The sequence below is a fragment of the Streptomyces caelestis genome (assembly GCF_014205255.1).
Taxonomy (GTDB): Bacteria; Actinomycetota; Actinomycetes; order Streptomycetales; family Streptomycetaceae; genus Streptomyces; species Streptomyces caelestis.
In genome coordinates, this window is record NZ_JACHNE010000001.1 from 8,367,020 (window position 1) to 8,393,170 (window position 26,151).

At 72.4% G+C, this 26,151-nt stretch carries 24 protein-coding genes and 4 pseudogenes; 18 read left to right on the top strand and 10 right to left on the bottom strand.

Annotated elements, in window-relative coordinates; translation table 11 throughout:
* Nucleotides 1–35: 35 nt before the first annotated feature.
* The 14 genes from HDA41_RS37870 to HDA41_RS42000 all read left to right on the top strand — a co-directional run bounded on the left by HDA41_RS37870 (nt 36) and on the right by HDA41_RS42000 (nt 14,118).
* Nucleotides 36–1,595: a glycoside hydrolase family 53 protein gene (locus HDA41_RS37870; protein WP_184992176.1), complete on the top strand. Its 1,560-nt coding sequence runs from the start codon at nt 36–38 to the stop codon at nt 1,593–1,595.
* 183 nt (nt 1,596–1,778) lie between these two features.
* The gene (locus HDA41_RS37875; RefSeq protein WP_184992178.1) at nt 1,779–2,036 is read left to right on the top strand and encodes an ArsR/SmtB family transcription factor; all 258 of its coding nucleotides are present in this window, start codon (nt 1,779–1,781) and stop codon (nt 2,034–2,036) included.
* Nucleotides 2,037–2,095: 59 nt separating this feature from the next.
* Entirely contained in the window at nt 2,096–3,055 is a 960-nt protein-coding gene (locus HDA41_RS37880; protein WP_184992180.1) for an SMP-30/gluconolactonase/LRE family protein, read from the top strand.
* A 169-nt stretch (nt 3,056–3,224) separates the two neighbouring features.
* Entirely contained in the window at nt 3,225–3,686 is a 462-nt protein-coding gene (gene crcB, locus HDA41_RS37885; protein ID WP_184992182.1) for a fluoride efflux transporter CrcB, read from the top strand.
* Nucleotides 3,683–4,087, top strand: coding sequence for a DUF190 domain-containing protein (locus HDA41_RS37890; protein ID WP_184992184.1), 405 nt, complete (start codon nt 3,683–3,685; stop codon nt 4,085–4,087). The genes crcB (HDA41_RS37885) and HDA41_RS37890 overlap by 4 nt, the downstream gene beginning before the upstream one ends.
* A gap of 9 nt (nt 4,088–4,096) precedes the next feature.
* The gene (gene crcB, locus HDA41_RS37895) at nt 4,097–4,462 is read left to right on the top strand and encodes a fluoride efflux transporter CrcB (protein ID WP_184992186.1); all 366 of its coding nucleotides are present in this window, start codon (nt 4,097–4,099) and stop codon (nt 4,460–4,462) included.
* A gap of 73 nt (nt 4,463–4,535) precedes the next feature.
* Nucleotides 4,536–5,372, top strand: coding sequence for an undecaprenyl-diphosphate phosphatase (locus HDA41_RS37900; protein WP_184992188.1), 837 nt, complete (start codon nt 4,536–4,538; stop codon nt 5,370–5,372).
* Nucleotides 5,373–5,536: 164 nt separating this feature from the next.
* Entirely contained in the window at nt 5,537–6,214 is a 678-nt protein-coding gene (locus HDA41_RS37905) for a FadR/GntR family transcriptional regulator (protein WP_184994081.1), read from the top strand.
* Nucleotides 6,211–7,653 (top strand): amino acid permease, encoded by a 1,443-nt coding sequence (locus tag HDA41_RS37910; protein WP_184992190.1) that lies wholly within the window; start codon nt 6,211–6,213, stop codon nt 7,651–7,653. Before HDA41_RS37905 ends, HDA41_RS37910 begins: the two co-directional genes overlap by 4 nt.
* A 29-nt stretch (nt 7,654–7,682) precedes the next feature.
* Nucleotides 7,683–8,699: an asparaginase gene (locus HDA41_RS37915; RefSeq protein WP_184994083.1), complete on the top strand. Its 1,017-nt coding sequence runs from the start codon at nt 7,683–7,685 to the stop codon at nt 8,697–8,699.
* 146 nt (nt 8,700–8,845) lie between these two features.
* Nucleotides 8,846–10,258: an aspartate ammonia-lyase gene (gene aspA, locus HDA41_RS37920; protein ID WP_184992192.1), complete on the top strand. Its 1,413-nt coding sequence runs from the start codon at nt 8,846–8,848 to the stop codon at nt 10,256–10,258.
* 45 nt (nt 10,259–10,303) lie between these two features.
* Complete coding sequence (locus HDA41_RS37925) at nt 10,304–11,227, top strand: glutaminase (RefSeq protein WP_184992194.1); 924 nt, start codon at nt 10,304–10,306, stop codon at nt 11,225–11,227.
* Between the two features lie 114 nt (nt 11,228–11,341).
* Nucleotides 11,342–12,736, top strand: a complete 1,395-nt coding sequence (gene mptB, locus HDA41_RS37930) for a polyprenol phosphomannose-dependent alpha 1,6 mannosyltransferase MptB (RefSeq protein WP_184992196.1) — start codon at nt 11,342–11,344, stop codon at nt 12,734–12,736.
* A complete protein-coding gene (locus HDA41_RS42000; RefSeq protein ID WP_230299707.1) occupies nt 12,733–14,118 on the top strand; it encodes a glycosyltransferase 87 family protein in 1,386 nt (461 codons plus the stop codon). Before mptB ends, HDA41_RS42000 begins: the two co-directional genes overlap by 4 nt.
* A 59-nt stretch (nt 14,119–14,177) precedes the next feature.
* On the opposite strand, the pseudogene HDA41_RS37935 reads toward HDA41_RS42000, so the two are convergent.
* Nucleotides 14,178–15,158, bottom strand: a pseudogene (locus HDA41_RS37935) (D-alanyl-D-alanine carboxypeptidase family protein); the annotation flags it as partial.
* A 120-nt stretch (nt 15,159–15,278) separates the two neighbouring features.
* On the opposite strand from HDA41_RS37935, the gene HDA41_RS37940 reads away from it, so the two are divergent.
* Nucleotides 15,279–16,286 carry a winged helix-turn-helix domain-containing protein gene (locus tag HDA41_RS37940; RefSeq protein WP_184992198.1) on the top strand — a complete coding sequence of 336 codons (1,008 nt, stop codon included), beginning with the start codon at nt 15,279–15,281 and terminating at the stop codon, nt 16,284–16,286.
* Nucleotides 16,287–16,302: 16 nt separating this feature from the next.
* Here HDA41_RS37940 and rho read toward each other — a convergent pair whose 3' ends face one another.
* Nucleotides 16,303–17,445: a transcription termination factor Rho gene (rho, locus tag HDA41_RS37945; RefSeq protein ID WP_184992200.1), complete on the bottom strand. Its 1,143-nt coding sequence runs from the start codon at nt 17,443–17,445 to the stop codon at nt 16,303–16,305.
* Nucleotides 17,446–17,692: 247 nt separating this feature from the next.
* Nucleotides 17,693–18,122: pseudogene (locus tag HDA41_RS37950) on the bottom strand (SAM-dependent methyltransferase); the annotation flags it as partial.
* Between HDA41_RS37950 and HDA41_RS37955 the strand changes: the two are divergent.
* Together HDA41_RS37955 and HDA41_RS37960 are read left to right on the top strand one after the other, a co-directional pair.
* A pseudogene (locus HDA41_RS37955) lies at nt 18,123–18,380 on the top strand (virulence activator alpha C-terminal domain-containing protein); the annotation flags it as partial.
* A 4-nt stretch (nt 18,381–18,384) separates the two neighbouring features.
* Nucleotides 18,385–19,152: a class I SAM-dependent methyltransferase gene (locus tag HDA41_RS37960; protein WP_184992202.1), complete on the top strand. Its 768-nt coding sequence runs from the start codon at nt 18,385–18,387 to the stop codon at nt 19,150–19,152.
* On the opposite strand, the pseudogene HDA41_RS42470 reads toward HDA41_RS37960, so the two are convergent.
* From HDA41_RS42470 to HDA41_RS37995, 7 genes and pseudogenes are all read right to left on the bottom strand, one after another.
* Nucleotides 19,144–19,821: pseudogene (locus tag HDA41_RS42470) on the bottom strand (GntR family transcriptional regulator); the annotation flags it as partial. The gene HDA41_RS37960 and the pseudogene HDA41_RS42470 overlap by 9 nt on opposite strands.
* Nucleotides 19,822–19,887: 66 nt before the next feature.
* On the bottom strand, nt 19,888–21,054 hold the full coding sequence (locus HDA41_RS37970; protein ID WP_184992204.1) for a serine hydrolase domain-containing protein: 1,167 nt from the start codon (nt 21,052–21,054) through the stop codon (nt 19,888–19,890).
* A gap of 130 nt (nt 21,055–21,184) precedes the next feature.
* Complete coding sequence (locus HDA41_RS37975; RefSeq protein ID WP_184992206.1) at nt 21,185–22,153, bottom strand: acetylxylan esterase; 969 nt, start codon at nt 22,151–22,153, stop codon at nt 21,185–21,187.
* Nucleotides 22,154–22,293: 140 nt separating this feature from the next.
* The gene (locus HDA41_RS37980) at nt 22,294–22,878 is read right to left on the bottom strand and encodes an Rv1733c family protein (protein WP_184992208.1); all 585 of its coding nucleotides are present in this window, start codon (nt 22,876–22,878) and stop codon (nt 22,294–22,296) included.
* Between the two features lie 296 nt (nt 22,879–23,174).
* Nucleotides 23,175–23,930 carry a ferredoxin reductase gene (locus tag HDA41_RS37985; protein WP_184992210.1) on the bottom strand — a complete coding sequence of 252 codons (756 nt, stop codon included), beginning with the start codon at nt 23,928–23,930 and terminating at the stop codon, nt 23,175–23,177.
* Entirely contained in the window at nt 23,923–24,528 is a 606-nt protein-coding gene (locus HDA41_RS37990; RefSeq protein ID WP_184992212.1) for a sulfite oxidase-like oxidoreductase, read from the bottom strand. The genes HDA41_RS37985 and HDA41_RS37990 overlap by 8 nt, the downstream gene beginning before the upstream one ends.
* Nucleotides 24,529–24,615: 87 nt before the next feature.
* On the bottom strand, nt 24,616–25,026 hold the full coding sequence (locus tag HDA41_RS37995; protein WP_221512939.1) for a MarR family winged helix-turn-helix transcriptional regulator: 411 nt from the start codon (nt 25,024–25,026) through the stop codon (nt 24,616–24,618).
* Between the two features lie 306 nt (nt 25,027–25,332).
* On the opposite strand from HDA41_RS37995, the gene HDA41_RS38000 reads away from it, so the two are divergent.
* Nucleotides 25,333–26,127: a putative protein N(5)-glutamine methyltransferase gene (locus HDA41_RS38000; protein ID WP_184992216.1), complete on the top strand. Its 795-nt coding sequence runs from the start codon at nt 25,333–25,335 to the stop codon at nt 26,125–26,127.
* Nucleotides 26,128–26,151 lie beyond the last annotated feature (24 nt).

Sequence of the window (26,151 nt, forward strand, 5' to 3'; positions counted from 1 at the left end):
CCCCAACCCCCACGTCGAAGGGACGACGGACGACGATGTTCCATCCCAGACGCACACTCAGAACCCTGCTGCTCCCGCTCGCGGCGGGCCTCGCCCTCACCGCCCTGCCCGCCACGAGCGCACACGCCGCGAGCACCCTCACCAACGGCGGCTTCGAGGCCGACGGTGCGGGCGCGGCCGCCCCCAGCGGATGGTCCGAGTACGGCTCGACCGGCGCCTCGTTCGTGGAGGCCGGCGGCCACGGCGGGAGCTACCGCCTGAGCCACTGGGCCTCCTCCGCCTACAAGGTGGAGACGTACCAGTACCTGTCCGGTCTCACCAACGGCGCCTACAAGCTCACCGCCTGGGTGCGCTCCGGCGGGGGGCAGAACTCCGCGTACATAGCACTGAAGAACTGCGGCGGCGCCGAGCAGCGCACCGACCTGCCGGTCTCGGCCAGTGGGTGGATCAGGATCGTCGTGCCGGTCAATGTGACCGGCAACCAATGCACGATCAGTGTCAACAGTGACGCGAACGCCGGCAACTGGATCAACGTCGACGACCTGACCTTCACGTCGGGCACGTCCGGTACGTCGATCAAGGGTGCCGACATCTCGTCCCTGCCCAAGAGCGAGGCCAAGGGCGGCGTCTACCGGAACAGCTCCGGCACGTCCGGCGACGCCCTGGCCATCCTCAAGTCGTCCGGCATGAACTACGCGCGCGTCAAGGTCTGGGTGAACCCGGCCGACGGCTACAACAACAAGGCGCACGTCCTGGCCCTGGCCAAGCGCGTCAAGGCCCAGGGCATGAAGCTGCTGGTCGACTTCCACTACTCGGACTTCTGGGCCGATCCGGGGCGCCAGGACAAGCCCGCCGCCTGGGCCGGGCACTCGTACAGTCAACTCAGGACGGACGTGTACAACCACACGTACGACGTGTTGAGCGCCTTGAAGACGCAGGGCACCACCGCCGACATGGTCCAGGTCGGCAACGAGATCAACGGCGGCATGCTGTGGAACGAGGGATCGACCTCCAACTGGACGCAGCTGGCCGGTCTGCTCAACTCCGGCTACGACGCGGTCAAGGCGGTCAACTCGTCCACCACCGTCGCCCTGCACCTCGCCAAGGGCGGTGACCTGGCCGGCACCCGCTGGTGGTTCGACAGCGCGCGTTCCAACGGAGTGAAGTTCGACGCGATCGGCCTGTCGTACTACGGCTACTGGCACGGCACGCTGGCCGACTTCCAGACGACCCTCTACGACGCGGCCTCCCGCTACGGCAAGCCGGTCTTCGTCGCCGAGACCGCCTACCCGTTCCGCCTGGACAGCGAGGACTCCCACGAGAACATCATCGACACCAGTGCCGAGCTGGTCTCCGGCTATCCGGCGAGCGTGGCCGGCCAGACCCGGTGGATGAACGACGTGGCGAGCATCGTGGAGGCCGTCCCGAACGGCCGTGGCCTCGGCATCTTCTACTGGGAGGCGACCTGGACCGCGGTGAACGGCAACGGCTGGGACCCGACCGACCCGTCCTCGGGCAACGGCTGGGAGAACCAGGCGCTGTTCGGCTACGACGACCGGGCCCTGTCGTCGATGTCCTGGTTCCGCCACCGCTGACCACGCGGGGGAGGGGGCCCGCCGCACGCACGCGGCCGGGCCCTCGCATCTTTCCGAACTCACTGGTGCACTACGGCAGTTCGGTATCGGTCAAGGATGCAGAGTCCCGGACGCGGGGGCTTCGACTGCGCGACAGTGGGAAGACGCGGTAAGAGGACGAGAGCCGCGAGGCAGGGGCACGACATGCTGAGGACTCCCACGGACGAGACGCGCCTGCGCATCCTGGCCTGGCTGAAGGAACCCGGCCCCGCCGCACACGGCGTCACCGCGGACGCCGTCGCCGAGAGGTTCTCGATGCCCCGCCCGGTCGCCGCCACCCACCTCCGGCTGCTCCAGGCCACCGGCATGCTGAGCACCAGCCGGTCCGCCGGCCGCGTGCACTACCACCGCGACGAGATGCGGATCGCCGAGGTCGCACGGATGTTTGCAAAGGGCTGGTAGGCGACCCGGTACGGCCCGGTACAGCGGAATCACCACCCCACGTGAAGGACACCCGCGCGATGGACCGTCCCACGGCACTCGTCCCACGCCACTACCTCGCGGTGGGCCACGGCCCCGAGGACGTGGTCGCCGACCCACGCGGCCGCGTGCTGACCGGCCTGGCGGACGGCCGCATCCTGCGCGTGGACGGCGCGGGGGACCCGGTGACCGCACGTACCGAGGTGATCGCCGAAACCGACGGCCGGCCGCTCGGACTCGAACTCCTCCCGGACGGCGACCTGCTGGTGTGCGACGCCGAACGCGGACTGCTGCGCGTCGACACCGGTGACGGCACGGTCCGCGTCCTCGCCGACGCGGTGGCGGGGGAGCGGCTGCGGTTCGCCAGCAACGTCGTGTCCCTCTCCGACGGCAGCGTGTACGTCACCGTCTCCAGCCGCCGCCATCCCCTGGATCACTGGATCGGCGACATCGTCGAACACACCGGGACGGGACGGCTGCTGCGCCTCGCACCCGGCGCGGGCACCCCCGAGGTGGTGCTGGACGGCCTCCAGTTCGCCAACGGGCTCGCCGCCGCAGCCGACGAGTCGTTCCTCGTCGTCGCCGAGACCGGCGCCCGCCGCCTCACCCGCTACCGGCTCACCGGTCCCGAGGCCGGCCGCAGCGAGCTCTTCGCCGAGAACCTCCCGGGCATGCCCGACAACCTCTGGCGCGGCGCGCCGGGCGGACCGATCTGGGTCGCACTGACCGGACCCCATGTCCCCGCCCTCGACCTGCTCCACCGCGGCACACCCGCGCTCCGCCGCGCCGCCGCCCGCGTGGCCGTACGCGCCCCCTTCCGCCCCACCGGCACCATCGCCGTCCTGGCCTTCGACGACGAGGGCCGCGTCGTCCACCACCTCGCCCGCCGCCACTCCGGCTACCGCATGGTCACCAGCGTCTGCGAAGCGGACGGGCACCTGGTCCTGGGCAGCCTCTGGGAGCCGGGCGTGGCGGTCTGCGAGCCGCCCGCCCCGACATGACGCCGGCTCGTCACCGGGGTTAACCTGAACCCCGGCCGCGGCACCTCTCGCGGCGCGGCGGTGGGGCCCGCCGTACCCGAACCGCGGCACGGACGCCGCCAACGGTCCCTACTTGCGACGGCACGCGCCCGCACGACCCCGGGCCCCGGCGAGTAGGAGACGTACGACCATGACGGCCCCCGAGGCGGAAAGCCTCCGCATCCAGCCCTCCGTCCCGTATCCGCCCGCCTGGCGTGCCCAGGGACCGGTCGTCGCGGTGGTGGCGCTCGGCGGGGGAGCGGGGGCCGCCGCCCGGTACGCGGCGTCCCTGTGGTGGCCTTCGCAGGCGGGCGGCTTTCCCTGGACGACCTTCTGGGTCAACGTCGCCGGCTGTGCCGTGATCGGCGTGTTCATGGTGGTCATCACCGAGTTCCGGCCCGCCCACCGGCTGGTCCGCCCCTTCTTCGGCACCGGCGTCCTCGGGGGTTTCACGACCTTCTCGACCTACGCCGTCGACATCCAGAAGCTGGCCGGCAGCGGCCACCTCCGCACCGGCCTGGCCTACCTCGCCGCGACCCCGCTCGCGGCGCTCACGGCGGTGTGGCTCGCGGCCTGGTCGACCCGCCGCGCCCTGAAGCGGAGGCAGCCATGACACGGCTGACCGGCAGGGCGCTGCGCCTGACCGTCTTCGTCGGGGAGAACGACACCTGGCATCACAAGCCCCTCTACTCGGAGATCGTCCACCGGGCCCACGCGGCGGGCCTCGCGGGCGCCAGCGTCTTCCGGGGCGTCGAGGGCTTCGGCGCCTCCTCGCTGATCCACACCTCGCGGCTGCTGTCCCTGAGCGAGGACCTGCCGGTCGCCGTCGTGATCGTCGACACCGAGCCACGGGTCCGGGCCTTCCTGCCCCAGCTCGACGACCTCGTCACCGAGGGATTGGTGACCCTCGACGAATGCGAGACCATCCTCCCCCAGTCTCGGCTTCGTTCGACCGGGGGTACCCCCACCACCGCCCGGGAGGACACCCCCGGGCGAAACGGACGCGAAGGGTAAGAGGTCGTTGTGAACTGGCTGCTGGTCGTCGGGGGCGCGATGGTCGGCGCGCCGCTGCGCTACCTCACCGACCGCGCCGTGCAGTCCCGGCACGACTCCGTCTTCCCCTGGGGCACCTTCGCGGTGAACGTCGCCGGCTGCCTGGTCCTCGGCCTGCTCACCGGAGCGGCGGCCGCCGGCGCCGCGGGGTCCCACCTCCAGCTTCTGCTGGGCACCGGCCTGTGCGGGGCCCTGACGACGTACTCCACGTTCTCCTACGAGACGTTGCGGCTGGTGGAGACGGGGGCCCGCGGCTATGCCGTCCTCAATGTGACGGCGAGCCTGGCGGCCGGGCTGGCGGCGGCGTTCGCGGGGGTCGCGCTCGCCGGAGGGTGAGACCGGCTCTCGCCCGGGTGTAGTAGGACTGGCCCCCTCCGGACCCGCCTCTTCCCGCACAGAACTGGATCCCATGAGCGTCATCAACGTCGGTCAGGCCGTCGTCCTCGGAGCCGTCGAGGGGGTGACCGAGTTCCTGCCCGTCTCCTCCACCGGCCATCTGAAGATCGTCGAGGGGCTCATGGACATCCCCGTCGACGACAATGCCGTGATCGGATTCTCGGCCGTCATCCAGGTCGGCGCGATCGCCGCGGTGCTCGTGTACTTCTTCGGGGACATCGTGCGGATCGTCTCCGCATGGGGGCGGGGTCTGGTCGACCGCGAGGAGCGCCACCACCACGACTACAAGTTCGCCTGGTGGGTCATCTGCGCGACCGTCCCGATCGTCGCCGTCGGACTCGCCGCCAAGCCGCTCATCGAGGGCCCGCTCGCCTCGCTGTGGGTGGTGGCCGGCTCGCTGATCGTCGGCAGCGGGGTGATGTGGGCGGCGGACCAGATGGGCCGGCACAAGCGGGGCGAGGACGACACCTCGTTCAAGGACGCCATGCTCGTCGGCAGCTCCCAGATCCTCGCCCTGCTCTTCCCCGGCTTCTCCCGCTCCGGCGCCACCATGTCCACGGCGCTGATCCTCGACCTGGACCGCGTCGCCGCCACCCGGCTCTCCTTCTTCCTCGGCATCCCAGCCCTGACCGGCGCCGGCCTCTACGAACTCAAGGACGCCCTGGGCGCCGGCGTGGGCGCGGCCCCGCTCGCCGTCGGCACGATCGTGTCCTTCGTGGTGGCCTACGGCTCCATCGCCTGGCTGCTGAAGTTCGTCGCCAAGCACTCCTTCAACGCCTTCGTGATCTACCGGATCGTGGTGGGAGGGCTGCTGTTCGGCCTGCTCGGAGCCGGTGTGCTGCACAGCTGACCGGTTGCGAGGGCCAGGGGGCCGGGAGGCTGAACGCGGGCTTCCGGCCCGCTGAACCTTTCCTTGCGGGCTCTTGACAGGTGCCTCCCGTGGCCCGCAGGATCGCCTCCGTGAACCTGTCAGACAGCCGGACAGCCGGACAGCCCGTGCGTCGGGTCAGCGCCATGGAAGCGGTGCTGGCGCATCTGCGCGGCGCCATCGAGCGCGGCGACTACGCGATCGGCGACAAGCTCCCCTCCGAGGCGGAGCTGTGCCGAAGCCTGGAGGTCTCCCGGCCCGTGCTGCGCGAGGCGCTGCGGGCGCTGCAGACCATGGGCCTGACCGTCTCCAGGACCGGCAAGGGCACCTTCGTCGTCGCCAGCACCGTGGAGGACCCCACCTTCGGCGACTACTCGGCCAGCGACCTGCTGGAGGTGCGCCGCCACGTCGAGATCCCGGTCGCCGGGTACGCGGCGCGGCGCCGCACCCCGGAGAACCTCGACCACCTGGCCCACCTCCTGGACCGGATGGAACGGGAGACGGACACCACCGCCTGGGTCGCGATGGACACGCTGTTCCACCTCGCCGTGGCCGAGGCCGCCCAGAACCCGGTCTTCCGCCGGGTCATCGAGGAGATCCGGGACGCGCTGGCCCGCCAGTCCGCCTTCCTCAACGAGCTGGGCGGCCGCCGCGAGCAGTCCAACCGCGAGCACCGGGCGATCGTCGAGGCGCTGATCGACGGTTCCGAGAACGACGCGGTGGAGGCCATGGCCCACCACCTCGACCGCGTCGAGACGACTCTCACCGACATCGTGCGCCCCGCGCGCACGGACACCCCCACGGAAGGCGGACCCGAGGCGTGAGCGAGCAGTCCCTGCACGAAGGCGTGCAGAAACGTTCCGGCCATGTCGATGCCGGAGACGCGGGGTACAGCAAGTCCCTGAAGTCCCGGCACGTCAACATGATCGCCATCGGCGGCGCCATCGGCACCGGCCTCTTCCTCGGCGCCGGCGGCCGCCTCGCCGACGCCGGCCCGTCCCTCTTCATCGCCTACGCGGTCTGCGGCCTCTTCGCCTTCCTCGTCGTGCGCGCCCTCGGCGAACTCGTGCTGTACCGGCCCTCCTCCGGCGCCTTCGTCTCCTATGCCCGCGAGTTCATGGGGGAGAAGGGCGCCTACACGGCCGGCTGGATGTACTTCCTCAACTGGGCGACCACCGGCATCGCCGACATCACCGCCGTCGCCACCTACACCCACTACTGGGGCATGTTCTCCGACATCCCGCAGTGGGTGATCGCGCTCATCGCGCTGGCGGTCGTGCTCACCGTGAACCTGATCTCGGTGAAGATCTTCGGCGAGCTGGAGTTCTGGTTCGCGATCGTCAAGGTCGGCGCGCTGGTCGTCTTCATGTGCATCGGCATCTTCCTGCTGGTGACCCAGCACCCCGTCGACGGCCACCAGCCGGGCCCGTCCCTGATCAGCGACAACGGCGGCGTCTTCCCGCACGGCCTGCTGCCCATGCTGCTGATCATCCAGGGCGTCGTCTTCGCCTACGCCTCCGTCGAGCTGGTCGGTGTCGCGGCCGGCGAGACCGAGAACCCCGAGAAGATCATGCCGAAGGCGATCAACTCGATCATGTGGCGCGTGGCCCTGTTCTACGTCGGCTCGGTCGTCCTGCTGTCGATGCTGCTGCCGTGGAACAAGTACACGGCGGGGGAGAGCCCCTTCGTCACGGTGCTCTCCAACATCGGCGTCCCGGCGGCCGGCGGCGTGATGAACCTCGTCGTCCTCACCGCCGCGATGTCCTCCCTCAACTCCGGCCTGTACTCCACCGGCCGCATCCTGCGCTCCATGGCCATGGCCGGATCCGCGCCCAGGTTCACCTCCGTCATGAGCCGCAGCCAGGTCCCGTACGGCGGCATCCTGCTCACCAGCGGCATCTGCGTCCTGGGTGTCGGCCTCAACTTCGTCGTGCCCGCCGAGGCGTTCGAGATCGTGCTGAACTTCGCGGCGATCGGTATCCTCGCCACCTGGGGCATGATCATGCTCTGCCACCTCCTCTTCTGGCAGAAGACCCAGAAGGGCGAGCTGACCCGCCCGGGCTACCGGCTGCCGGGCTCCCCCTGGACCGAGATCGTGACGCTGGCGTTCCTCGCCTCCGTCCTGGTCCTCATGTACGCCGACGGCGGCGCGGGACGCACCACCGTGCTGTGCCTGCCGCTGATCGTCGGGGCACTGGTCGCCGGATGGTTCGCCGTCCGCGGCCGTGTCGCCCGCACGTCCACGATCGGAGCCGACGCGTGACAGACGCGCCGCTCCAGAAGCAGGCAGTGATGTACAGCAGTTCCCTCGCGGACGCACCCCTGGTCCGCGAACCCGTCCACGCCCCCGTCGCCCACCTCATACGCGGCGGCATCGTCGAAGGCATCCACCACGGCTCCGTCGTCGTCCTCGGCGCCGACGGCGAGGTCCAGTTCCAGATCGGAGACATCGAGGCCGCTTCCTATCCCCGCTCCGCGCTCAAGCCCGTCCAGGCCGTGGCCATGGCGCGGGCCGGGCTCCCGCTCGACGGTGAGCTCCTCTCCCTTGCCGCGGCCAGCCACTCCGGCGAGGAACGCCACCTCGCCGGTGCCCGGCGCATCCTCGAACTCGCCGGGCTCACCGAGGACCACCTGCGCAACGTCCCGGACCTGCCGTTCGACCCGGTCGTCCGGGACGCCTGGGTGCGCGAGGGGCGGCTGCCCTCCCGGCTCGCCCAGAACTGCTCCGGCAAGCACGCGGCCATGCTCTACACCTGCACGCTCAACGGCTGGCCGCTGGAGACCTACCTCGACCCGGCCCACCCGCTCCAGCAGGCCATCGCCGAGATCGTCGAGGACCTCACCGGGCAGCGCATCGCCGGGGTGACCGTCGACGGCTGCGGCGCGCCCCTGTTCTCCATCTCCCTGCACGGCCTCGCCCGGGCCACCGCCCGGATCGCCACGGCCGCGCCGGGCACGCCCGAGGCCCGCGTCGCCGACGCGATGCGCGAGCACGCCGAGATGGCGTCCGGCTCCGGCCGGGACGTCGCCGCGCTGATGCGGGCCGTGCCGGGGTTGCTCGCCAAGGACGGCTTCGAGGGCGTGCAGGTCGCCGCGCTGGCCGACGGCCGGGCCGTTGCGGTGAAGATCGCCGACGGTGCGAATCGGGCGCGTGTGCCGGTGGCTGCCGCCGCGTTGGCCCGGGCGGGTGTCGATCCGGGGCTGCTCACGGAGTTCGCAGGCGAGCCGCTTCTCGGAGGCGGCCGGGAGGTCGGGCGTGTGCGGCCCGTTCGCTCGCTGGAGCCCGTTGTCGGATCGGCTCGCACCTGACGGCGTGCCGGATCTGTCCGTCGGCGACTGCGGGCCGTCCGTGGTTGATCGCGCCCGCGCGGCGGCAGCCGCACATCGATACAGCCCCGCGCCCCTTCAGGGCGTGAATCCACCCTCACTCCTCAGAAAAGGGGCCCCTCACCCTCATGACCGCCGCCACCCGCTCCGAACACGATCTGCTCGGCGACCGTGACGTTTCCGCCGAGGCCTACTGGGGTGTGCACACCCTGCGCGCCACGGAGAACTTCCCCATCACGGGCATGCCCATCTCCGCCTACCCGCACCTGATCGACGCACTGGCCGCCGTCAAGGAGGCCGCCGCCCTCGCCAACGAGGAACTCGGCCTGCTGGACCCGAAGAAGGCCGCCGCCATCGTCGCCGCCTGCCGGGAGATCCGCGACGGCGAGCTGCACGACCAGTTCGTGGTCGACGTCGTCCAGGGCGGCGCGGGCACGTCCACCAACATGAACGCAAACGAGGTCGTGGCGAACCGGGCGCTGGAGCTGCTGGGTCACGCCAAGGGCGAGTACCGGTACCTGCACCCGAACGAGGACGTCAACCTCGGCCAGTCGACCAACGACGTCTACCCCACCGCCGTCAAGATCGCGACGGTGTTCGCGGTACGCGGGTTGCTCGACGCGATGGCCGTCCTCCAGGACGCCTTCGCCCGCAAGGCCGTCGAGTTCCGCGACGTGCTCAAGATGGGCCGTACACAGTTGCAGGACGCGGTGCCGATGACGCTCGGCCAGGAGTTCTCGGCGTACGCCGTCATGATCGACGAGGACCGGTCCCGTCTTGCCGAGGCCGTCGAGCTGATCCATGAGATCAACCTCGGCGCCACGGCGATCGGCACCGGCCTCAACGCCCCCGCCGGATACGCCGAGTCGGCCCGCCGCCACCTCGCGGCCCTCACCGGCCTGCCCCTGGTGACGGCGGCCAACCTCGTCGAGGCGACCCAGGACTGCGGCGCCTTCGTCCAGATGTCCGGCGTGCTCAAGCGCATCGCGGTCAAGCTCTCCAAGAGCTGCAACGACCTGCGGCTGCTGTCCTCCGGCCCGCGCGCCGGGCTCGGCGAGATCAACCTGCCGCCGGTGCAGGCCGGTTCGTCCATCATGCCCGGCAAGGTCAACCCGGTGATCCCCGAGGTCGTCAACCAGGTCGCCTTCGAGGTGATCGGCAACGACGTCACGATCACCATGGCCGCGGAGGCCGGACAGCTCCAGCTCAACGCCTTCGAGCCGATCATCCTGCACTCCCTGTCGGAGTCCATCACGCACCTCCGCGCGGCCTGCCTCACCCTCGCCGACCGCTGCGTGGCCGGCATCACCGCCAACACCGAGGCCCTGCGCGCGACCGTCGAGAACTCCATCAGCCTCGTCACCGCCCTCAACCCGCACATCGGCTACACGGCCGCCACCGACATCGCCAAGGAGGCCCTCGCCACCGGCCGGGGCGTGGCCGAACTCGTGCTGGAGAAGGGCCTGCTGCCCGCCGAGACGCTCGCCGGGCTGCTGCGCCCGGAGGTCCTGGCGGGCAGTGGTCCGGCTCCGGTGGCCTGACGTACGCGAGCACACCGGGACCGGCGCGGAGGGACAATCGGGATCATGACGTCGTCGACCACCTTCCAGCCGGTCCTGGAGCGCATCGCCGAGGAGATCGAGCGGACCCCGGGTCGTGGCCGGCCCGCCGACTACATCCCGGCGCTCGCCGCCTGCGACCCGCGCAGCTTCGGCATGGCCGTCGCCGAGCCGGACGGCACGGTGTACGGCGTGGGGGAGTGGCGGCGGCCGTTCTCCGCGCAGTCCCTCACCAAGGTCTTCACCCTCGCCCTCGTCCTGGCCCGCGAGGGCGACGCCCTGTGGGAACACGTGGGCCGCGAGCCCTCCGGCAACCCCTTCAACTCCCTGGTCCAGCTGGAGTACGAGAACGGCATCCCGCGCAACCCGTTCATCAACGCGGGCGCCCTCGTCGTCACCGACCGGCTGCACACCCGTACCGGTGACGCGTCGGGCGAACTGCTGTCGTTCCTGCGCGCGGAGAGCGGCAACCAGGACCTCACCTTCGACAAGGAGGTCGCGGCCTCCGAATCCGCGCACGGCGACCGCAACGCCGCGCTCGGGCACTTCATGGCGTCCTACGGCAACATCGACAACCCCGTGCCGGTCCTCCTCGACCAGTACTTCCGGCAGTGCTCGATCGCGGCGTCCTGCGCCGACCTCGCCCTCGCCACCGCCTTCCTCGCCCGGCACGGCATCCGCGCCGACGGCACCCGCCTGCTCACCCTCAGCCAGGCCAAGCAGATCAACGCGATCATGCTGACCTGCGGCACGTACGACGCGGCGGGCGACTTCGCCTACCGCGTGGGCCTGCCGGGCAAGAGCGGCGTGGGCGGCGGCATCATCGCGGTCGTCCCGGGCCGCTGCACGCTGTGCGTGTGGAGCCCGGGCCTGGACGAACGGGGCAACTCGGTGGCGGGCGTGGCGGCCCTGGACAGATTCACGACGCTGACCGGACTGTCGGTGTTCTGACAGAACCTCCTGGCCCTCACCTGATCACCGGCCGGTCACACTCCCGCTCCCCTCCGGAGGGCTCCACGTCGCCGTGCAGCCACCCCGCGTTGACACGCTGCCCGAGTGTTGGCCATGGCTTTCCCCGTCGATCTCCGCCGCTGCCAGATACTCGGTCTGGCCGGTACCGCCTTCCTCGCGGCAGGCGGTGAGACGGCCGGAGCCCTGCCCGTACGGGACCTCCTCCACCCGGCGTCCGCACGCGCCGCCCTCGGACTGGTGGGGGTGTACTTCGGACTCGTCCTGCTGATCGCGGCCTGGGTGCTGCTGGGCCGTCTGGTCCGGGGGCCGAGACCGCCCGCTCCCCGCGCCCTGCTGCTCGTCCTCGCCGTCTGGGCCGCCCCGCTGCTGCTCGCCCCGCCGCTGTTCAGCCGGGACGTGTACAGCTACCTCGCCCAGGGGGCGATGGTCGACGCGCACATGGACGTGTACGCGCACGGGCCGTCCCATCTCGGTGGTCCGCTCGCCGGTGAGGTCGCCCCGCTCTGGCGGCACACCGGCGCCCCGTACGGCCCGGTCTTCCTCGCCGTCGCGGCGGGTCTGTCGGCGCTGACGCGCGGCGAGGTGCCCGCCGGGCTGCTGGGCATGCGGCTCGTCGCGCTCGCCGGCGTGGCACTGATGGCGGCCGCGCTGCCCCGCCTGGCCCGCCACAGCGGCGCCGACCCGGCCGCCGCGCTGTGGCTGGGCGCCCTCAACCCGCTCGTCCTGCTGCACCTGGTCGCGGGCGCCCACAACGACGCCGTCATGCTGGGCCTGCTCGGCGCCGGCCTGGTGGCGGCGCTCGGCCGGTGGCCGTTCCTCGGCGCCGTCCTCGTCACACTCGCCGCGCTGGTCAAGGCGCCCGCCGTGCTCGGTCTCGCCGCCGTCGTCGTCCTCCAGGTCCGCGCGGGCCGCGGTACGGCGAAGGCCCTCGTGACGACCGCCGTCACGGCCGCGGGGACGACCGTCGCGGCCACGGCCGCGGCGGGCACCGGATACGGCTGGATCGGCGCCCTCAACACCCCCGTCTCACCCCAGAACTGGGCTCTGACCACTCTGCTCGGCCGCGCCACCCGGGCCCTGCTGGAACACCTCGGCAGCGATCTCGCGCCCCTGGCGATCCCCGCCTGGCACGCGCTGGGCGTCGGGGCGGCCGGGGTCGCGATCGTCCTGATATGGCTCCGGCTGCGCCCACGGCCGGTATACGCGCTGGGCCTGAGCCTGGCGGCGGTGGCCGCGCTCGGCCCGGCGATCCGCCCCTGGTACGCCCTGTGGGGCCTGTTCCTCATCGCCGCCGCCGCGCCCAGTACCTCCGTACGCCACCGCATGGCGGCCGTGACCGGCGTGCTCGCGCTGTGCGTCCTGCCCAGCGGCGGCCCGGCCGACACCGGGCAACTCGTGCTGGCCGTCTCCGGCGGCGCACTCGCGGTCGTCGTGCTGTGGCAGGCCCACCAGGCCGAGCTGGCCCCGGCGCTGGGACGCACGGCATGACCCCGGCCCCGCCGCGCACCGACCGCGGACGACTGCTGCTCGTGCTCGCCCTCGCCACGCTGGTGACGGTCTTCACCGCGACCGTGCCCCTGCTGCGCGACTGGTTCGATCTGCGCGTCTACCACGGAAGCATCGACAGCTGGGTCCACCACGGCGGCCGGATCTACGACTACCGCGTCCCCGGCACGCCGTACGGCTTCACCTACCCGCCCTTCGCCGCCGTCGTCATGCTGCCGATGGCCCTGCTGGACCTCCACACCGCGATCGCCGCCGCCCTGCTGCTCAACCTGGCGGCCCTGGCCCTGGTCCTGCGGCTGCTCGCGGGGCCGGACTGGCGGCGCCACGGCTGGTACGGCTGGGCGCTCACCGCCTGTGTCCTCGCGCTGTTCGAACCGCTCCGCGACACCTTCAGCTTCGGCCAGGTGAACCTGCTGCTGCTGGCTCTCGTGCTCACCGACGCGGCGCTGCTCGCCAGCGGACGCACACGCTGGGCGGGCACCGGCATCGGGCTGGCGGCCGCGATCAAGCTCACGCCGGCGTTGTTCATCGGGCTGCTGCTGGTGGCCCGGCGGTGGCGCGCGGCGGCGGTCGCCACGGTCGTCGCCCTCGGTGCCACGGCCCTCGCGGCACTGGCGGACCCCGACGCCTCACGCTACTACTGGACCGAGGCCCTCTGGGACACCAGCCGGGTGGGCCGCCTCGGCTACGTCTCGAACCAGTCGGTGCAGGGCATCCTGGCCCGGCTGGGCGAACCGGACCGGGCGGTGTGGGCGGCGGCGGTTGCGCTGCTCCTCGTCGTGTGGGCGCTGCGGGCCCGCCGGGCGGTCGCCGCGGGGGACTGGACGGCGGCGTTCGCCCTGACCGGCCTCGCCGCCTGTCTCGTCAGCCCGATCACCTGGGTGCACCATCTCGTGTGGCTGCTGCCGTCCTTCGCCGTGCTGATCCGTACCGGGCACGCCCGGATCGCGGGCGCCCTGTACGCGGTGCTGTGCACCAGCGTGGTGTGGCTGTGGTTCGACGACGCGTCCGGCGTCGACGGGTTCCTGGGCGGCAACTCCTACGCCTGGATCACCCTGGGCCTGCTGCTGTGGCTGCCGGCCGGTCAGCAGTCTCCGGACCGGCGGACCGGCAGCCGCAGCGCCAGCACCACGACCGCCGCACCCAGCCCGGCGGCACCCGCGATCAGCCCCGCGTTCGTCCAGGCGGAGTCGGCTTCCTCCGGCACGGCGGCCGCGACGGCGGGCGGAGTCGGCGCCGCCGGTCGCGCGGCGGGCCTCGACGCGTCGAGCGAACCCACCGGAGCGACCCGGCTGCCCGCCCCGAACCCCCAGTCGAGCAGCGAGCGGGCCTCCTCGTACACCGCGGAGGCGCCGCCCTTCTGAGGGTTCATCACCGTCACGACGAGGGTGCGCCCGTCCCGCCGCGCCGCCGCGACGAGCGTGCTGCCCGCCTTGCTGGTGTAGCCGTTCTTGATGCCGATCAGCCCCCGGTACGGCTTCACACCACGGGCGCCGCTCAGCAGCCGGTTGGTGTTGCGGATCGGGTACGACCAGCGTCCGCCGCCCGGGAACCTGGCCTCTACGGTGGCGCAGTACCGTGCGAAGTCGGGGTTGCGCAGCCCGGCCCGGCCGAAGACCGCCAGATCGAACGCCGACGACACCTGGCCCGGAGCGTCGTAGCCGTCCGGGGAGACCACGCGCGTGTCGCGGGCGCCGAGGGACCGGGCCTTGGCCTGCATGCGCTCGGCCGTGGCCCGCCAGCCGCCGTTGAGTTCGGCCAGGACGCGCACCGCGTCGTTGCCGGAGTTGAGGAAGACGCCCCGCCACAGGTCGGCGACCCGGTAGGTACGGCCCTCGGTGACCCCGACCAGGCTGCTGCCGGCCCCGACGCCCCGGAGTTCCTCCTCGCGGACCGTGTGCCGGATGCCTGCCGGCAGCGTGGGCAGCACGGTGAGCGCGAACAGGGTCTTCAGGGTGCTGGCCGGGGGCAGCCTGCGGTGCGCGTTGTGGGCGGCGAGCACCTCGCCGGTGCCGGCGTCGGCCACCAGCCAGGACAGCGCGGAGGTCTCGGGGAAGCGGGGTGCCCCGGCGCGCGGCCGGACCTGGGTGCCGGGACGGTACAGCAGCGAGGGGTGCGGGGCAGCCGCCCTCGGCACGGCCGGCGGACTGGGTTCCGCCCCGCCGGAACCGGCCGCCGCGGCGGGCATCACGGCCAGAAGGCCTGCCGCGCAGAGCGCACAGGCCGACACGGCCACCCGAGAAGAGAATCCGAGGATCACACGATCAACGTAGAAACGGATGTGCTCCGCGCCGCGGCGACCGGGCCGCTCACCACGCGCGAGCACCCGGATGCCGCACGCGCGGCCGACGGAGGCGGCGATGATCGCGACGCTCGCGCAGGCGGAGATGAACGTGCGCGTCATGCCCGTCAAACCCGCGTTTATCGGGTCCTGATGTCCCCGGCCTACGATCGCCGGGCCGGACCTGCCGAACCAAGGCTGTCGTATCACCGTACGAAAGCCGAGTCAGAGGGGGACGACGACATGCTCCGCATCCACTTCAGCGACGGGGATCTGGCGCGCACCAGGGTCGCCGCCGCACCTGATCCGGTGTGGGAGATCGCCGCGAGTCTGCACCGGTTACAGTCCCGCAAAGGGCGCTGGGCCTATGCCGAGTGGTACCGCACGGCCCGGCAGCAACTGCGCGAGAAAGGGCTGGAGCAGGTCCTGCGGAATGTCCTGCTGCCCCTGTATCCGAGGGCCGCGTACTTCCCGGACTTCCTGACCCCGGCCGACGCGGTGGGCGACCTGGACGCGGGCATGGATTCGATCGTGGCCACCCCTCCACGACGCATCCTGGTGGAGATGGCCGTCCTCGACCGGACGGTGGGTGCCCCCGCCTGGGCCGGGCAGCTGACCGGGCTGGAAGCGCGCAAGGAGTTCGTAAGGATGCTGCGCGCGTACCACGACGCGGTCGTCGCCCCGTACGAGGAACAGGCACAGGCCCGGATCGAGGCGGAGCGAGCGGCACGCTGCCGCGGGCTCCTGGACGGCGGGGTCGAGGGCATGCTCTCCGGACTCGGGCCCATGCTGCGCTGGCGCCCTCCCGTCCTGGAGGTCAGTTATCCCAGGCAGACCGCCGACCGGGACCTGTACCTGAGGGGCCGTGGACTCACGCTCGTTCCCTCGTACTTCAACTGGGGCGAGCCGGTCGCCTTCGCCGATCCGCAACTGCCGCCCGTGCTCTGGTACTCGCTGCTCCACGAGCCGGGCTCGCCGGGCACCCCGTGCCGTGCCGACTCCGCCGACGGGCCCTTGACCACCCTCCTCGGCCGTGCTCGCGCGGTCGCGCTGCGCGCCGCCGCCACCGGCGCCACGACCGCCGAGATGGCCCGTGCCGCCGGTGTCTCGGCGCCCTCGGCCAGTCGCCATGCCACCGCGTTGCGCGACGCGGGGCTCATCACCACCGTCCGGCACGGCCCGGCCGTACTGCACACCCTCACGCCTGCGGGGGCGTCCCTGCTCCGGGCGGGCACGGGCAGACCCGGCTGACGTGACAGCCGTGCCCTCAGTCCGAGGGCAGCGTCGGCTGGATGCGCCGTAGGAACGTCGCGTTGTCCGGGGTCTCGCGCATGCGTTCCAGGAGGGTCTCCAGGGTGCCCTGTCCGTTCCGGTTCTGGAGCACGCGCCGCAGGCCGTGGACGGCCGCCAACTCGGCCGAGGGCAGCAGGAGTTCCTCGCGGCGGGTGCCGGAGGGGATGATGTCGACGGCCGGGAAGACGCGCTGGGAGGCCGGTTCGCGGCTCAGGCGGAGCTCCATGTTGCCGGTGCTCTTCAGCTCCTCGAAGTAGAAGTCGTCGGCCCGGGAACCGGTCTCCACCAGCGCCGTCGCGAGGATCGTGAGGGAACCGCCCTCCTCGGCCGACCGGGCGGCACCGAAGAACCGCTTGGGTCCGGTCAGCGCGGACGCGTCGACGCCCCCGGTGAGGATGCGGCCTCCGGAGGCGGCCGCGTTGTTGTGCGCCCGGCACAGCCGGGTGAGGGAGTCGAGGAGGATCACGACGTCCTCGCCCGCCTCGACGAGCCGCTTGGCCCGCTCGATCACGAGCTCGGCGAGCGCGATGTGCTGCTTGGCGCTCCGGTCGAAGGTCGAGGCGTACACCTCGCCCCGCACGCAGCGCCGCATGTCGGTGACCTCCTCGGGCCGCTCGTCGAGCAGCAGCATCATCAGCCGGCACTCGGGATGGTTGCCGGTGACGGCGGCCGCGAGCTGCTGGAGGATGACGGTCTTGCCGGTCTTGGGCGGGGCCACGAGAAGCCCGCGCTGGCCCTTGCCGACCGGTGCGATCAGGTCGACGACCCGACCGGCCAGCCCGGCGGCCGGATGTTCGAGGCGGAGCCGCTCATGCGGGTGCAGGGGCGTCAGGTCCCGGAAGTGGCGTCGGCCGCGCGGTGTCCCGGGCTCGCGGCCCTCGACCCGTACGACGTCGGTCAGGCCGGACCGGTCGCCGCGCACGCCCTCGACGAGGTCGCCCTTGCGCAGGCCGTACCGGCGGATCAGCGCGGGGGAGACCGAAGGATCGGCGGGCGAGGGCTGGCAGTTCTCGGCGCGCAGGTGCCCCTTGCCTCCCGTGTCGATGTCGAGGACGCCGGTCACGGTCTGGGCCTGGGGCTGCTGCCGGGTGGCCGGGTTTTCGAGTGTGGTGGTCATGATGGTGTGTCCTTTCACGGACGGCAGGCATGGGACATGCGGAGGGAAGGGGAGAGAGCCGCGAGGGGAGGGACATGGGGCACGCCTCCGGCGGCGGGGAACAGCACCTCGGGTACGACAGAGCACGTCAGGGTGCTGGAAATGATGAAGAGAAGTGGAGAACCGCACCGGCGCCCACAGACAGGGGCGTGCACGAGTGCTGTTCACAGGCTACCACCCGACGAGGCGCCGGGGGAGGGGATGTGCGTCAGCGTGCGGCCAGCAGCCCGTGCAGCAGGGGAATCCGCGGTGTGGTCAGCCGCCACCAGCCGGACTCCGTACGGGCCATCTGCGGCCACCGCGGCCAGGGAAGTTCGTCGCTTTCCCGCAGTCGCCGGACGGTCAGTCCCGCCTCCGTCAACGCGCTGACGACTTCGCCTGTTCCGTGCGTCCACTCGTAACTGTCCGTGGCGCCCTCGACGGCAGGGCCGTCCGTGTACGCGTGGGTCGCGTCCCGGTGCACGGGACCGCCGCCGCCCAGACAGTCGTGGCGCAGGAGCAGCTCCGGGCCCTCGCCCGGAGCGGGTTTCGGCCCGAGCGAGTTGAGCAGGGGATGGAACTCGGCGACGTACAACCGGCCGCCGGGGCGCAGGAGCCGGCCGACGACCTCCGCCCAGCGGCCCCAGGTCGGGCAGATAACCATGGACGGGGCGGATCCCGAGGCCACTCGTGCGCTGGTCGAGGAGCGCGCGGCGTGGGCCCGTGGCAAGCTGGCCCGCTACGAACGCGTCCGCGAAGCCCTCCTGGCCGGCCGTAGCGAGGAGGAGTACCTGCGGGAGGCCGACCGGATCGGCCCCTACCTCACGCTGATGGGAGGCATCGCCTTCGAGGAGGAGAACCTCCGCTGGTGCGCACGCGTCCTCACGATCCTGAAGCAGCGAGCTCCTCTAGGCTGAGCCGATGTTCAGCCCCGAAGGCCCCAGCCTGCGTGAGCTCGCCGTCCAGGCGCTGTCGTCCGTCGAACGCGGCTACGACCTCCTCGCGCCGAAGTTCGACCACACCCCCTTCCGGACGCCCGACGCGGTCCTCGACGCCGTCCAGTCGGCCTTGCGGCGGACGGGACCCTTCGACGCCGGGCTCGATCTGTGCTGCGGCACCGGCGCGGGCGTCGGCGTGCTGGCAGAGGTGTGCCGGGAGCGGGTCGTCGGTGTCGACTTCAGCGCGGGCATGCTCGACATGGCCCGGGAACGGGTCCGGCCGGCGGGGCCGTCGGTCTCCTTCGTCCGTGCGGACGCCCGCGCCCTGCCCTTCGGGCCCGCCTTCGACCTGGTGGTCAGCTTCGGGGCCTTCGGGCACTTCCTGCCCCGCGAGCTGCCCGGACTGTTCGCGCAGGTCCGTGCCGTCCTACGGCCGGGCGGCTGCTTCGCGTTTCCGCTGGTGGCTCCGCCCCGCCCGGGTTCGCTCGGCTACTGGATGCTGCTCGCCTTCGACCTGGTGATGCGGGTGCGCAACGCGCTGTGGCGGCCTCCGTTCGTCATGTACTACCGCGCGTTCCGCTTCGGGGACGTACGGCGTGAACTCGCCCGGGCCGGTTTCCGGGTGGAGCTCCACGCGCTGCCGGAGTTCGGACGGCGACCGGACGGCAGCCCGCGCGTGCGGCTGGTCATGGCCCGGCTGCCGGATCAGCCGGCTGTGCCCAGCGGTCGCGACGCCGTCGGTTCACCGTGACGCCCCGGCCGTGGCGGGCGTCGCCGTCCGGTTCGGCAGGGCGAACGCGTAGGCCGGCGCGTCCTGTTGGGCGTCCACGACGCGGTCGGTGACCTCCAGCGGACGCGTGTACTGGTCGTGCACGCGCCGCGTGACCCGCACCGACGGCGTGCTCGCGAGGCGGGTGAAGACGTCGCGGTGGTGCAGGGTCGGACCGGCCCGGCGCATCCAGTCGTACGCGCGCCGCAGTTGCGCGGCGGCGGTGCCGTCGGCGCGGTCGCGGATGGGGGCGCCTCCACGCCGTTCAGGCAGTGGGGGAGGGTCAGCTCCTCCACCTCCGCCAGTGCCACGGCGGAGAGGACGTCACGGCGGTACGCAGCCCGCTTCCGTACCGGTAGCGGGGGTCAGGGTCGGACGGCCCGGGGCCGGTCCCAGGGCCTCGGCGTGGTCCGGCGGGGGCGGCTCCCAGGCGACGGTGGCGCGGGCCACCGTGCCCGGGGTCGCGGCCCGGGCGCCGACCGGGAAGGTGAGCGACGCCGGGGTCTCGACCGGCAGGCCGGGCAGCGTGGTGTGGCTGCCGCGCCGGTCGGTGGCGACGAGACCGTCGCGGCGCAGCAACTCCAGCGCCTGCCGTACGGTCTCCCGGCTGACCCCGAAGTGCCCGGCCGGCCGCCGTTCGCCGGGCGGTCTTCGTCTGAATAAGCCGGAAAGGGCGGCCGGGCGGTCCGGCCGGAACCGGACCGCCCGCGCCGGCCCTCACAGCGCGCTGTACAGGGCGTCGACCAGCGCCGTCTTCCGCGGGTCGTCCGCGATATGAGGCCCCATACGGTTCATCACGTACCCCAGCGACACCTCCGCCTCCGGGTCCGCGAGTCCGCAGGAGCCGCCGAAGCCGTCGTGACCGAAGGCGCGCGGATTGGGTCCGTAGGAGCCGTTGGCCCCGCTGAGCCACAGCCCGAGCCCCGCCTCGGTCTCGCCCTCGAACCCGGCGCCGACCACCAGATCCCGGCAGCTGCCCTGTCCCTCGCGCACCCGCTCGGCCGCCTCGGGGGACAGGACGCGCCGGCCCCCGAACGAGCCGCGCCCCGCGAAGACGCCGTAGAGCTCGGCGACCGCACGCGCGGTGCCGTGCCCGTTCGCCGCGGGAATCTCGGCGGCCCGCCACCCGGGTGTGCCGGCCGCGGCGGCGGACACCGGGGGGTTGGTCAGCGCGGCGATCGCCGCGGGCCCCAACTGGGCGAAGACAGCGGCCTGTTCACTACTCGCCGCGACCGGCGGCTGGTGCAGCTCGGCCACCCGCCCGTAGTCCTTCTCCGGCAGGCCGAGGCGGAAGTCGATGCCGAGCGGCCCGGTCACCTCCCGCTCCAGGAACGCCCCCGGCATCAGCCCCGACACCCGCCGGACGACCTCGCCGACCAGATGGCCGTAGGTCAGCGCGTGATAGCCGGACCTGGTTCCCGGTTCCCACCAGGGCTGCGTCGCGGCGAGCCGCTGTGTGGTCAGCTCCCAGTCGCAGAGCTGCTCCACCGAGTGCGGTTCACGCAGCCCGGCCAGACCGGCGCGGTGGGACAGCAGGTGCCGTACGAGGACCTTCTCCTTGCCCGCCGCGGCGAACTCCGGCCAGTACGCGGCCACCGGCGCGTCGAGATCTACCAGCCCGCGGTCGGCGAGTAGGTGCGCGCACAGTGCCACCGGTCCCTTGGTCGTCGACCACACGTTGACCAGCGTGTCCTGTTCCCACGGCCGGGTGCGTGCCGCGTCGGCCCAGCCGCCCCACAGGTCCACCACCGTCCTGCCACCGACGGTGACGGCCACCGCGGCACCCAGCTCGCCCCGTTCCCGGAAGTTCTCCTCGAACGCCCTGCGTACCGCCGCGAAACGCGCGTCGCAGTGACCGTGCACCTGTGCCTCGTACGCTGACATTCCCCTCCACCACTTCGCCGGGCCGGGCCGCCGAGGAGCGGCCCGGGCGCGAAGAACGTACCGACTGGTCGGACTTGGTGGAAGCCTGCGCCGGTGAAACGGCCGGATCAGTCGCCGGTCGGCGGCGGGATCAGAGGTACGAGCGCATCCAGCGCAGCTTGGCCGCCTCCTGGAAGGGGCCGCCGCCCTCGTGGTCGTTGAAGTCGTACACCTCGATCGTCTTGTCCTCGTGGCCCCAGGCGTTGAAGGCCGCGAACACGGTCGAGGGCGGGCAGGTCTGGTCCTCCAGGGCGGCCGAGAAGAGCGCGGGAGCCCCGCCGCGGGCGGCGAAGTGGACGCCGTCGAAATAGGAGAGCGTGCGCAGCGCCTGCTCGGTACGGCCGCGGTGCGTCTTGAGGTACAGGCCGATCTCCCGGTACGGGTGACGGTCCGTGAGCGTCGCCGCGCGGGGGTAGTCGCACAGGAACGGAACGTCCGGCGCGATGCCCGCCAGGTCCGGTATCAGGCCCCCCACCGCGATCGTGATGCCCCCGCCCTGACTGCCGCCGACGGCGACCGTGCGCGTCGGGTCGGTGAGCGGGTGCGAGCGGGCCGCCTCCACGGCACGCACGGCGTCCGTGAACACCCGGCGGTAGTAGTAGTCCTCCGGCGCGTCGATACCGCGCGTCATGAAACCCGGGTACGAGGGCGCGCCGCCCACCGGGTCCGCCGTACCGCCGCCCGCTCCCCAGGCGCTGCCCTGCCCGCGGGTGTCCATCACGAAGTGCGCCCGGCCCGTGGACGCCCACAGCAGATGCTCGTGCGGCAGGCCGCGTCCTCCGCCGTAGCCGATGAACTCCACGACCAGCGGCAGCGGTCCGTCCGCCCCGGCCGGCAGCGTCAACCAGCCCTTGACCGGATGACCGCCGAACCCGGCGAACGTCACGTCGAACACCTGCACGGTGGACAGTCCCGTGTCGACCGGTTCGAAGCGGGCGTCCAGGTCGTACTCACGCGCCTCCTGGAGCGTCTTGGACCAGAAAGCGTCGAAGTCCTCCGGCTCGGTGGACTCGCTGCGGTACTCGCGGAGTTCGTCGAGAGGAAGGTCGAACTGGGCCATGTAGGACCGCCTTGGGTGAGGAACGGCTGCGGAGACAGTGCGGATGATCACACTACGTGAGTGGTCGGAGGACTCGCCAGGTCTTTGCCGTAGCCCGTTCACCTGCCGTTTATCGGTCACATCACGCGTCGCGAGTCGCTTCACGCGTCGCGACGCGTCCACTCCGGCTCCGTACGGGCCCACTCCCGTTCCCACTCGGCCAGCCTGCGGCGCAGGGCGACCCGGCGCACGACGGAGTGGCCGAGGAGCACCACCACCACCACACCGCCCGCGGCGCACGTGCCGGTGGTGAGGGTGCGCTGCCAGACCCCGGTGCCGTCCACCGGCGGGGTCACGATCCGCCCCCGGGAGTCGAACCACACGTCCACGACCTCACCCGGCCGGGTGTCCCCGGGGACCCGTGCCGTCGCGGTGCGCGTACCCTCGCCCGGCTCGGTCCAGCGCACGGTGGCCCGGTACGCGTGCTGCCCGCCGGTCTGCACCGACGGCAGCGAGTCGCCCTTCCTGCCGACGACCTCGGCACGGACGCGATGACGCTCGGCCTGCCGCTCCGCCGAGACCGACCGCGCCTCGCCGTGGGCCCACCAGGCGGCGGCCGCCCCCACCAGAGGCGCGCCCACGAGTATCAGGACGGCGACCACCAGCACCGTCCACGCCTCGACGACATCCGACCGGCGCCGCAGCGGACTGCGCCGCCAACGCCAGCCGAGCACCCGGGTTCGCATGTCGACCTCCTCGCCTCACCGCGGCCGGAAGGCCGGACCGGCCGTGCGGTGGCTGCGATGCCGCTCCCTCCGGGTCACGTCACGCGTGCGAGTGCCCACACGGGTCCAGTACCCCCTCCGACACACCTCGATCGCTCGGCACGGCCCGGGTTGCCGCGTGCCGGAGCCCTCCGGCCGGGGTGCCCGGGCCGACCCCGGCGAAACACCGGGCCGCGTACCCGACGGAGTGCGTCCGGCCCGATGCCGAGCCGTACACCACCCCTGTGGCACCACCGGAGGGAGGGCCGCCTTCGAGATCAGCCGAACCGCTCGATCCGGATGCGCTCCACCGGCTGACCGGCCGTCACCAGCAGCCGCGAGGCGTGCTCGGCGAAGGAGTTGGAGCCGCACACATAGGCCTCCCACCCACCGGAAGGCTGTTCGGCCAGGAGCGGCGCCACATGTGCGGCCGCCATACGTCCCACCGGCACACCCTCCGGCGCGCTCCGTGTGAACACGGGCGTCGTCTCGGCGCCGAACTCCCCGGCGTAGATGAGCTCCTCCGGACCGCGCGCGGACACCAGCAGCCGCAGCGGCACGGCCAGGTTCCGCGCCCGGTGGTGCCGGATCATCGACATCAGCGGTACGACGCCGGATCCGGCGCCGATCAGCAGCGCGGGCCGGTCGCCCGGCCAGGCGAAGAAGCCGCTCACCGGGCCCCGCACCTCGACCCGGTCGCCGGGCCGGGCGACGGTGTGGAACCAGCCCGAGACCTCGCCGCCCTCGATGTGATCCAGGGTGAGTTCGACGTGCCCGGAGTCGTCCGGCGCGGACGCGATCGAGTAGTGGCGCTGGGCCACATAGCCGTCCTCGGCGGTCAGCCGCACCATCAGATGCTGGCCGGGCAGATGTCCCGGCCAGCCGGGCACGGCGAGCCGGAAGGTGGCGGCACGCGCGGTCTCGCGGCGGATCCCGGTCAGCGTGGCGGTCTGCCACACGGAGGCGGCCTGCTCGCTCACCGCGATGCGCCCGGGCACGGCGAACCGCGTGGGCGGCACGAACGTGTCAGTCACCGGAGTACCTCTGCTCCTCCCAGGGGTTGCCCCGCTCGTGGTAGCCGTTCTGCTCCCAGAACCCCGGCTCGTCGTGGTCGAGGATCCGCAGGCCCGCGATCCACTTGGCGCTCTTCCAGAAGTACAGGTGCGGCACCAGCAGTCGCGCCGGGCCGCCGTGCTCGGGGGCGAGCGGCCTGCCGTCGTACTCCCACGCGATCCAGGCCCGCCCGCCGGTCAGGTCGGCGAGCGGGAGGTTCGTGGTGTAGCCGGTGTGCGAGTAGGCGACGGCATGGGTCGCCGATCCATGAGGCCGGACCACATCCCAGAACGCGTCGAGGGACACTCCCGCGAACCGCACCCCGAACTTCGACCAGCTCGTCACACAGTGGATGGCACCCTCGTACGCCGACGGCGGCAGCCGGTGCGCCTCCTCCCAGTCCCAGGTGCGGGGCTGGTCCACCAGGCCGTCGATACGGAACGTCCAGTCGGCGGGCGCCAGGTCGGGAGTGACCTCGGCGGACAGGACGGGCCAGTCGTCGCCCGCGTCGTACTGGCCGGGCGGCAGACCGGGGTCGGCCACGCGTGGGCGCCCGGTGAAGCCTCGGGTGATGTGCATGCGGTGTGCCTCCGGACCGGGCCGACGGTGCCCCGCCGAGCCGGCGTGATCAGTGAATGCGTGTTCAACCGTACGTGCGGTGGGCTCCTAGGCGTGCCGATGGTCGGGCCGACCGGAGCCGGCGCCCGCGTTGTAGCGCACGAGGTAGTCGGCGAACCGCGACAGGTCCTCGGCCGGCCAGTCCGCCAGCCGCTCCCGGAAGACCGCCCGGCGCCTGTCGGTGACCTGGGCCAGGATGCGCCGGCCGGCCTGCGTCAGTTGCAGCACCTGGACGCGCTGGTCCTCCGCGTCGGGGCGGCGTTCGATGAGACCGGCGCGTTCCAGCGCGGCCACCTGGCGGCTGACGGTGGACTTGTCCAGGGCGTAGTGGGCGGCGAGGTCGGTGGCACGGCACCCGTGGCTCTCCTCCAGGTGCCCGAGCAGCGTGTACGACACCAGCGACAGCTCCGGGTGCATCCGCCCCGCCGCGGCACGAGCACGGCGGGCGAAGACCGTCATCTCCCGCTGGATGGTCTCCACGGCGTCGGCCGGCTTCACCCGGACCTCCCTCTCCACGTCGTTGTCCGGTCCTCCATGGTTGCACGGGCCAACAACCTGCCCCACCGCCTGCGTGCCGTACTGGCCGGCAGGCCCGTCGGGTAGTGTTGCCGCCGGCTGTGGACGGACCCAGCCGTCGCCGAACCGAGGAGGTGAGACCCATTACCGCTGTGTCAGCCCGGGTGCTCTCTTCTCGATGTCGCGCGGATCGCCGGCCGTAGGCGACCGCAGGAGCGCCCTTCGTATCTCGAAAGGCTCCTGGCTTCCATGCCCTCCGTGTCTCCCGTTCCTCCGTCCTTGCGTGACTCCGTCGTCGTCGCCCTGCGCACCGCGGGCTGCGTCTTCGCCGAGGACGAGGCCGAGTTGATCCTCGCCACCGCCCGCACCCCGGCCGAAGCCGCCGCCATGGTCGAGCGCAGGGTCGCGGGCCTGCCCCTCGAACTCGTCGTCGGCTGGGCCGAGTTCCGGGGCCTGCGCATCACCGTCGACCCGGGCGTCTTCGTGCCGCGCCGCCGCACGGAGTTCCTGGTCGAACAGGCCCTGGCCCGGGCGCCCGGCGCGGGTGTCGTCGTGGACCTGTGCTGCGGTTCCGGCGCCGTCGGCGCGGCGCTGGCCGCCGGACTCGGCCGCGTCGAACTGCACGCCGCCGACATCGACCCCGCCGCGGTGCGCTGCGCCCGCGGCAACGTCGCCGCAGCCGGCGGTCACGTCCATCAGGGCGACCTGTTCGAGGCGCTGCCCGGCGAGCTGCGGGGCCGTGTCGGCATCCTCGCGGCCAACGTGCCGTACGTACCGAGCGACGAGATCGGCCTGCTGCCGCCGGAGGCCCACGCCTACGAACCGCTGACCGCCCTCGACGGCGGCGCGGACGGCCTCGACGTGCTGCGCCGGGTCGCGGCCGACGGGCCCCGCTGGCTCGCACCCGGCGGCTGCGTCCTGGTGGAGACCAGCCGCCATCAGGCACCGACCGCCCTCGACACCTTCGAACGCAACGGCCTGACGGCACACCTGGCGGTCTCGGACGAGCTGTACGCCCATGTGGTGGTCGGCGTCGCACCGTAACGGCCCGAGAGCGCAGCCCGACCC

Excerpts from the sequence above, each read along its gene's own strand:
- aspA (WP_184992192.1), top strand. The coding sequence starts at position 8,846 with ATGACCGCCGCCACCCGCTCCGAACACGATCTGCTCGGCGACCGTGAC.
- HDA41_RS37995 (WP_221512939.1), bottom strand. The coding sequence starts at position 25,026 with ATGACGGTCTTCGCCCGCCGTGCTCGTGCCGCGGCGGGGCGGATGCAC.
- HDA41_RS37905 (WP_184994081.1), top strand. The coding sequence starts at position 5,537 with ATGGAAGCGGTGCTGGCGCATCTGCGCGGCGCCATCGAGCGCGGCGAC.
- HDA41_RS42000 (WP_230299707.1), top strand. The coding sequence starts at position 12,733 with ATGACCCCGGCCCCGCCGCGCACCGACCGCGGACGACTGCTGCTCGTG.
- HDA41_RS37915 (WP_184994083.1), top strand. The coding sequence starts at position 7,683 with ATGTACAGCAGTTCCCTCGCGGACGCACCCCTGGTCCGCGAACCCGTC.
- HDA41_RS37925 (WP_184992194.1), top strand. The coding sequence starts at position 10,304 with ATGACGTCGTCGACCACCTTCCAGCCGGTCCTGGAGCGCATCGCCGAG.
- HDA41_RS37890 (WP_184992184.1), top strand. The coding sequence starts at position 3,683 with ATGACACGGCTGACCGGCAGGGCGCTGCGCCTGACCGTCTTCGTCGGG.
- HDA41_RS37880 (WP_184992180.1), top strand. The coding sequence starts at position 2,096 with ATGGACCGTCCCACGGCACTCGTCCCACGCCACTACCTCGCGGTGGGC.
- crcB (WP_184992182.1), top strand. The coding sequence starts at position 3,225 with ATGACGGCCCCCGAGGCGGAAAGCCTCCGCATCCAGCCCTCCGTCCCG.
- HDA41_RS37870 (WP_184992176.1), top strand. The coding sequence starts at position 36 with ATGTTCCATCCCAGACGCACACTCAGAACCCTGCTGCTCCCGCTCGCG.
- HDA41_RS37875 (WP_184992178.1), top strand. The coding sequence starts at position 1,779 with ATGCTGAGGACTCCCACGGACGAGACGCGCCTGCGCATCCTGGCCTGG.
- mptB (WP_184992196.1), top strand. The coding sequence starts at position 11,342 with ATGGCTTTCCCCGTCGATCTCCGCCGCTGCCAGATACTCGGTCTGGCC.
- HDA41_RS37970 (WP_184992204.1), bottom strand. The coding sequence starts at position 21,054 with ATGTCAGCGTACGAGGCACAGGTGCACGGTCACTGCGACGCGCGTTTC.
- HDA41_RS37980 (WP_184992208.1), bottom strand. The coding sequence starts at position 22,878 with ATGCGAACCCGGGTGCTCGGCTGGCGTTGGCGGCGCAGTCCGCTGCGG.
- rho (WP_184992200.1), bottom strand. The coding sequence starts at position 17,445 with ATGACCACCACACTCGAAAACCCGGCCACCCGGCAGCAGCCCCAGGCC.
- HDA41_RS37940 (WP_184992198.1), top strand. The coding sequence starts at position 15,279 with ATGCTCCGCATCCACTTCAGCGACGGGGATCTGGCGCGCACCAGGGTC.
- HDA41_RS38000 (WP_184992216.1), top strand. The coding sequence starts at position 25,333 with ATGCCCTCCGTGTCTCCCGTTCCTCCGTCCTTGCGTGACTCCGTCGTC.
- HDA41_RS37960 (WP_184992202.1), top strand. The coding sequence starts at position 18,385 with ATGTTCAGCCCCGAAGGCCCCAGCCTGCGTGAGCTCGCCGTCCAGGCG.
- HDA41_RS37990 (WP_184992212.1), bottom strand. The coding sequence starts at position 24,528 with ATGCACATCACCCGAGGCTTCACCGGGCGCCCACGCGTGGCCGACCCC.
- HDA41_RS37900 (WP_184992188.1), top strand. The coding sequence starts at position 4,536 with ATGAGCGTCATCAACGTCGGTCAGGCCGTCGTCCTCGGAGCCGTCGAG.
- HDA41_RS37975 (WP_184992206.1), bottom strand. The coding sequence starts at position 22,153 with ATGGCCCAGTTCGACCTTCCTCTCGACGAACTCCGCGAGTACCGCAGC.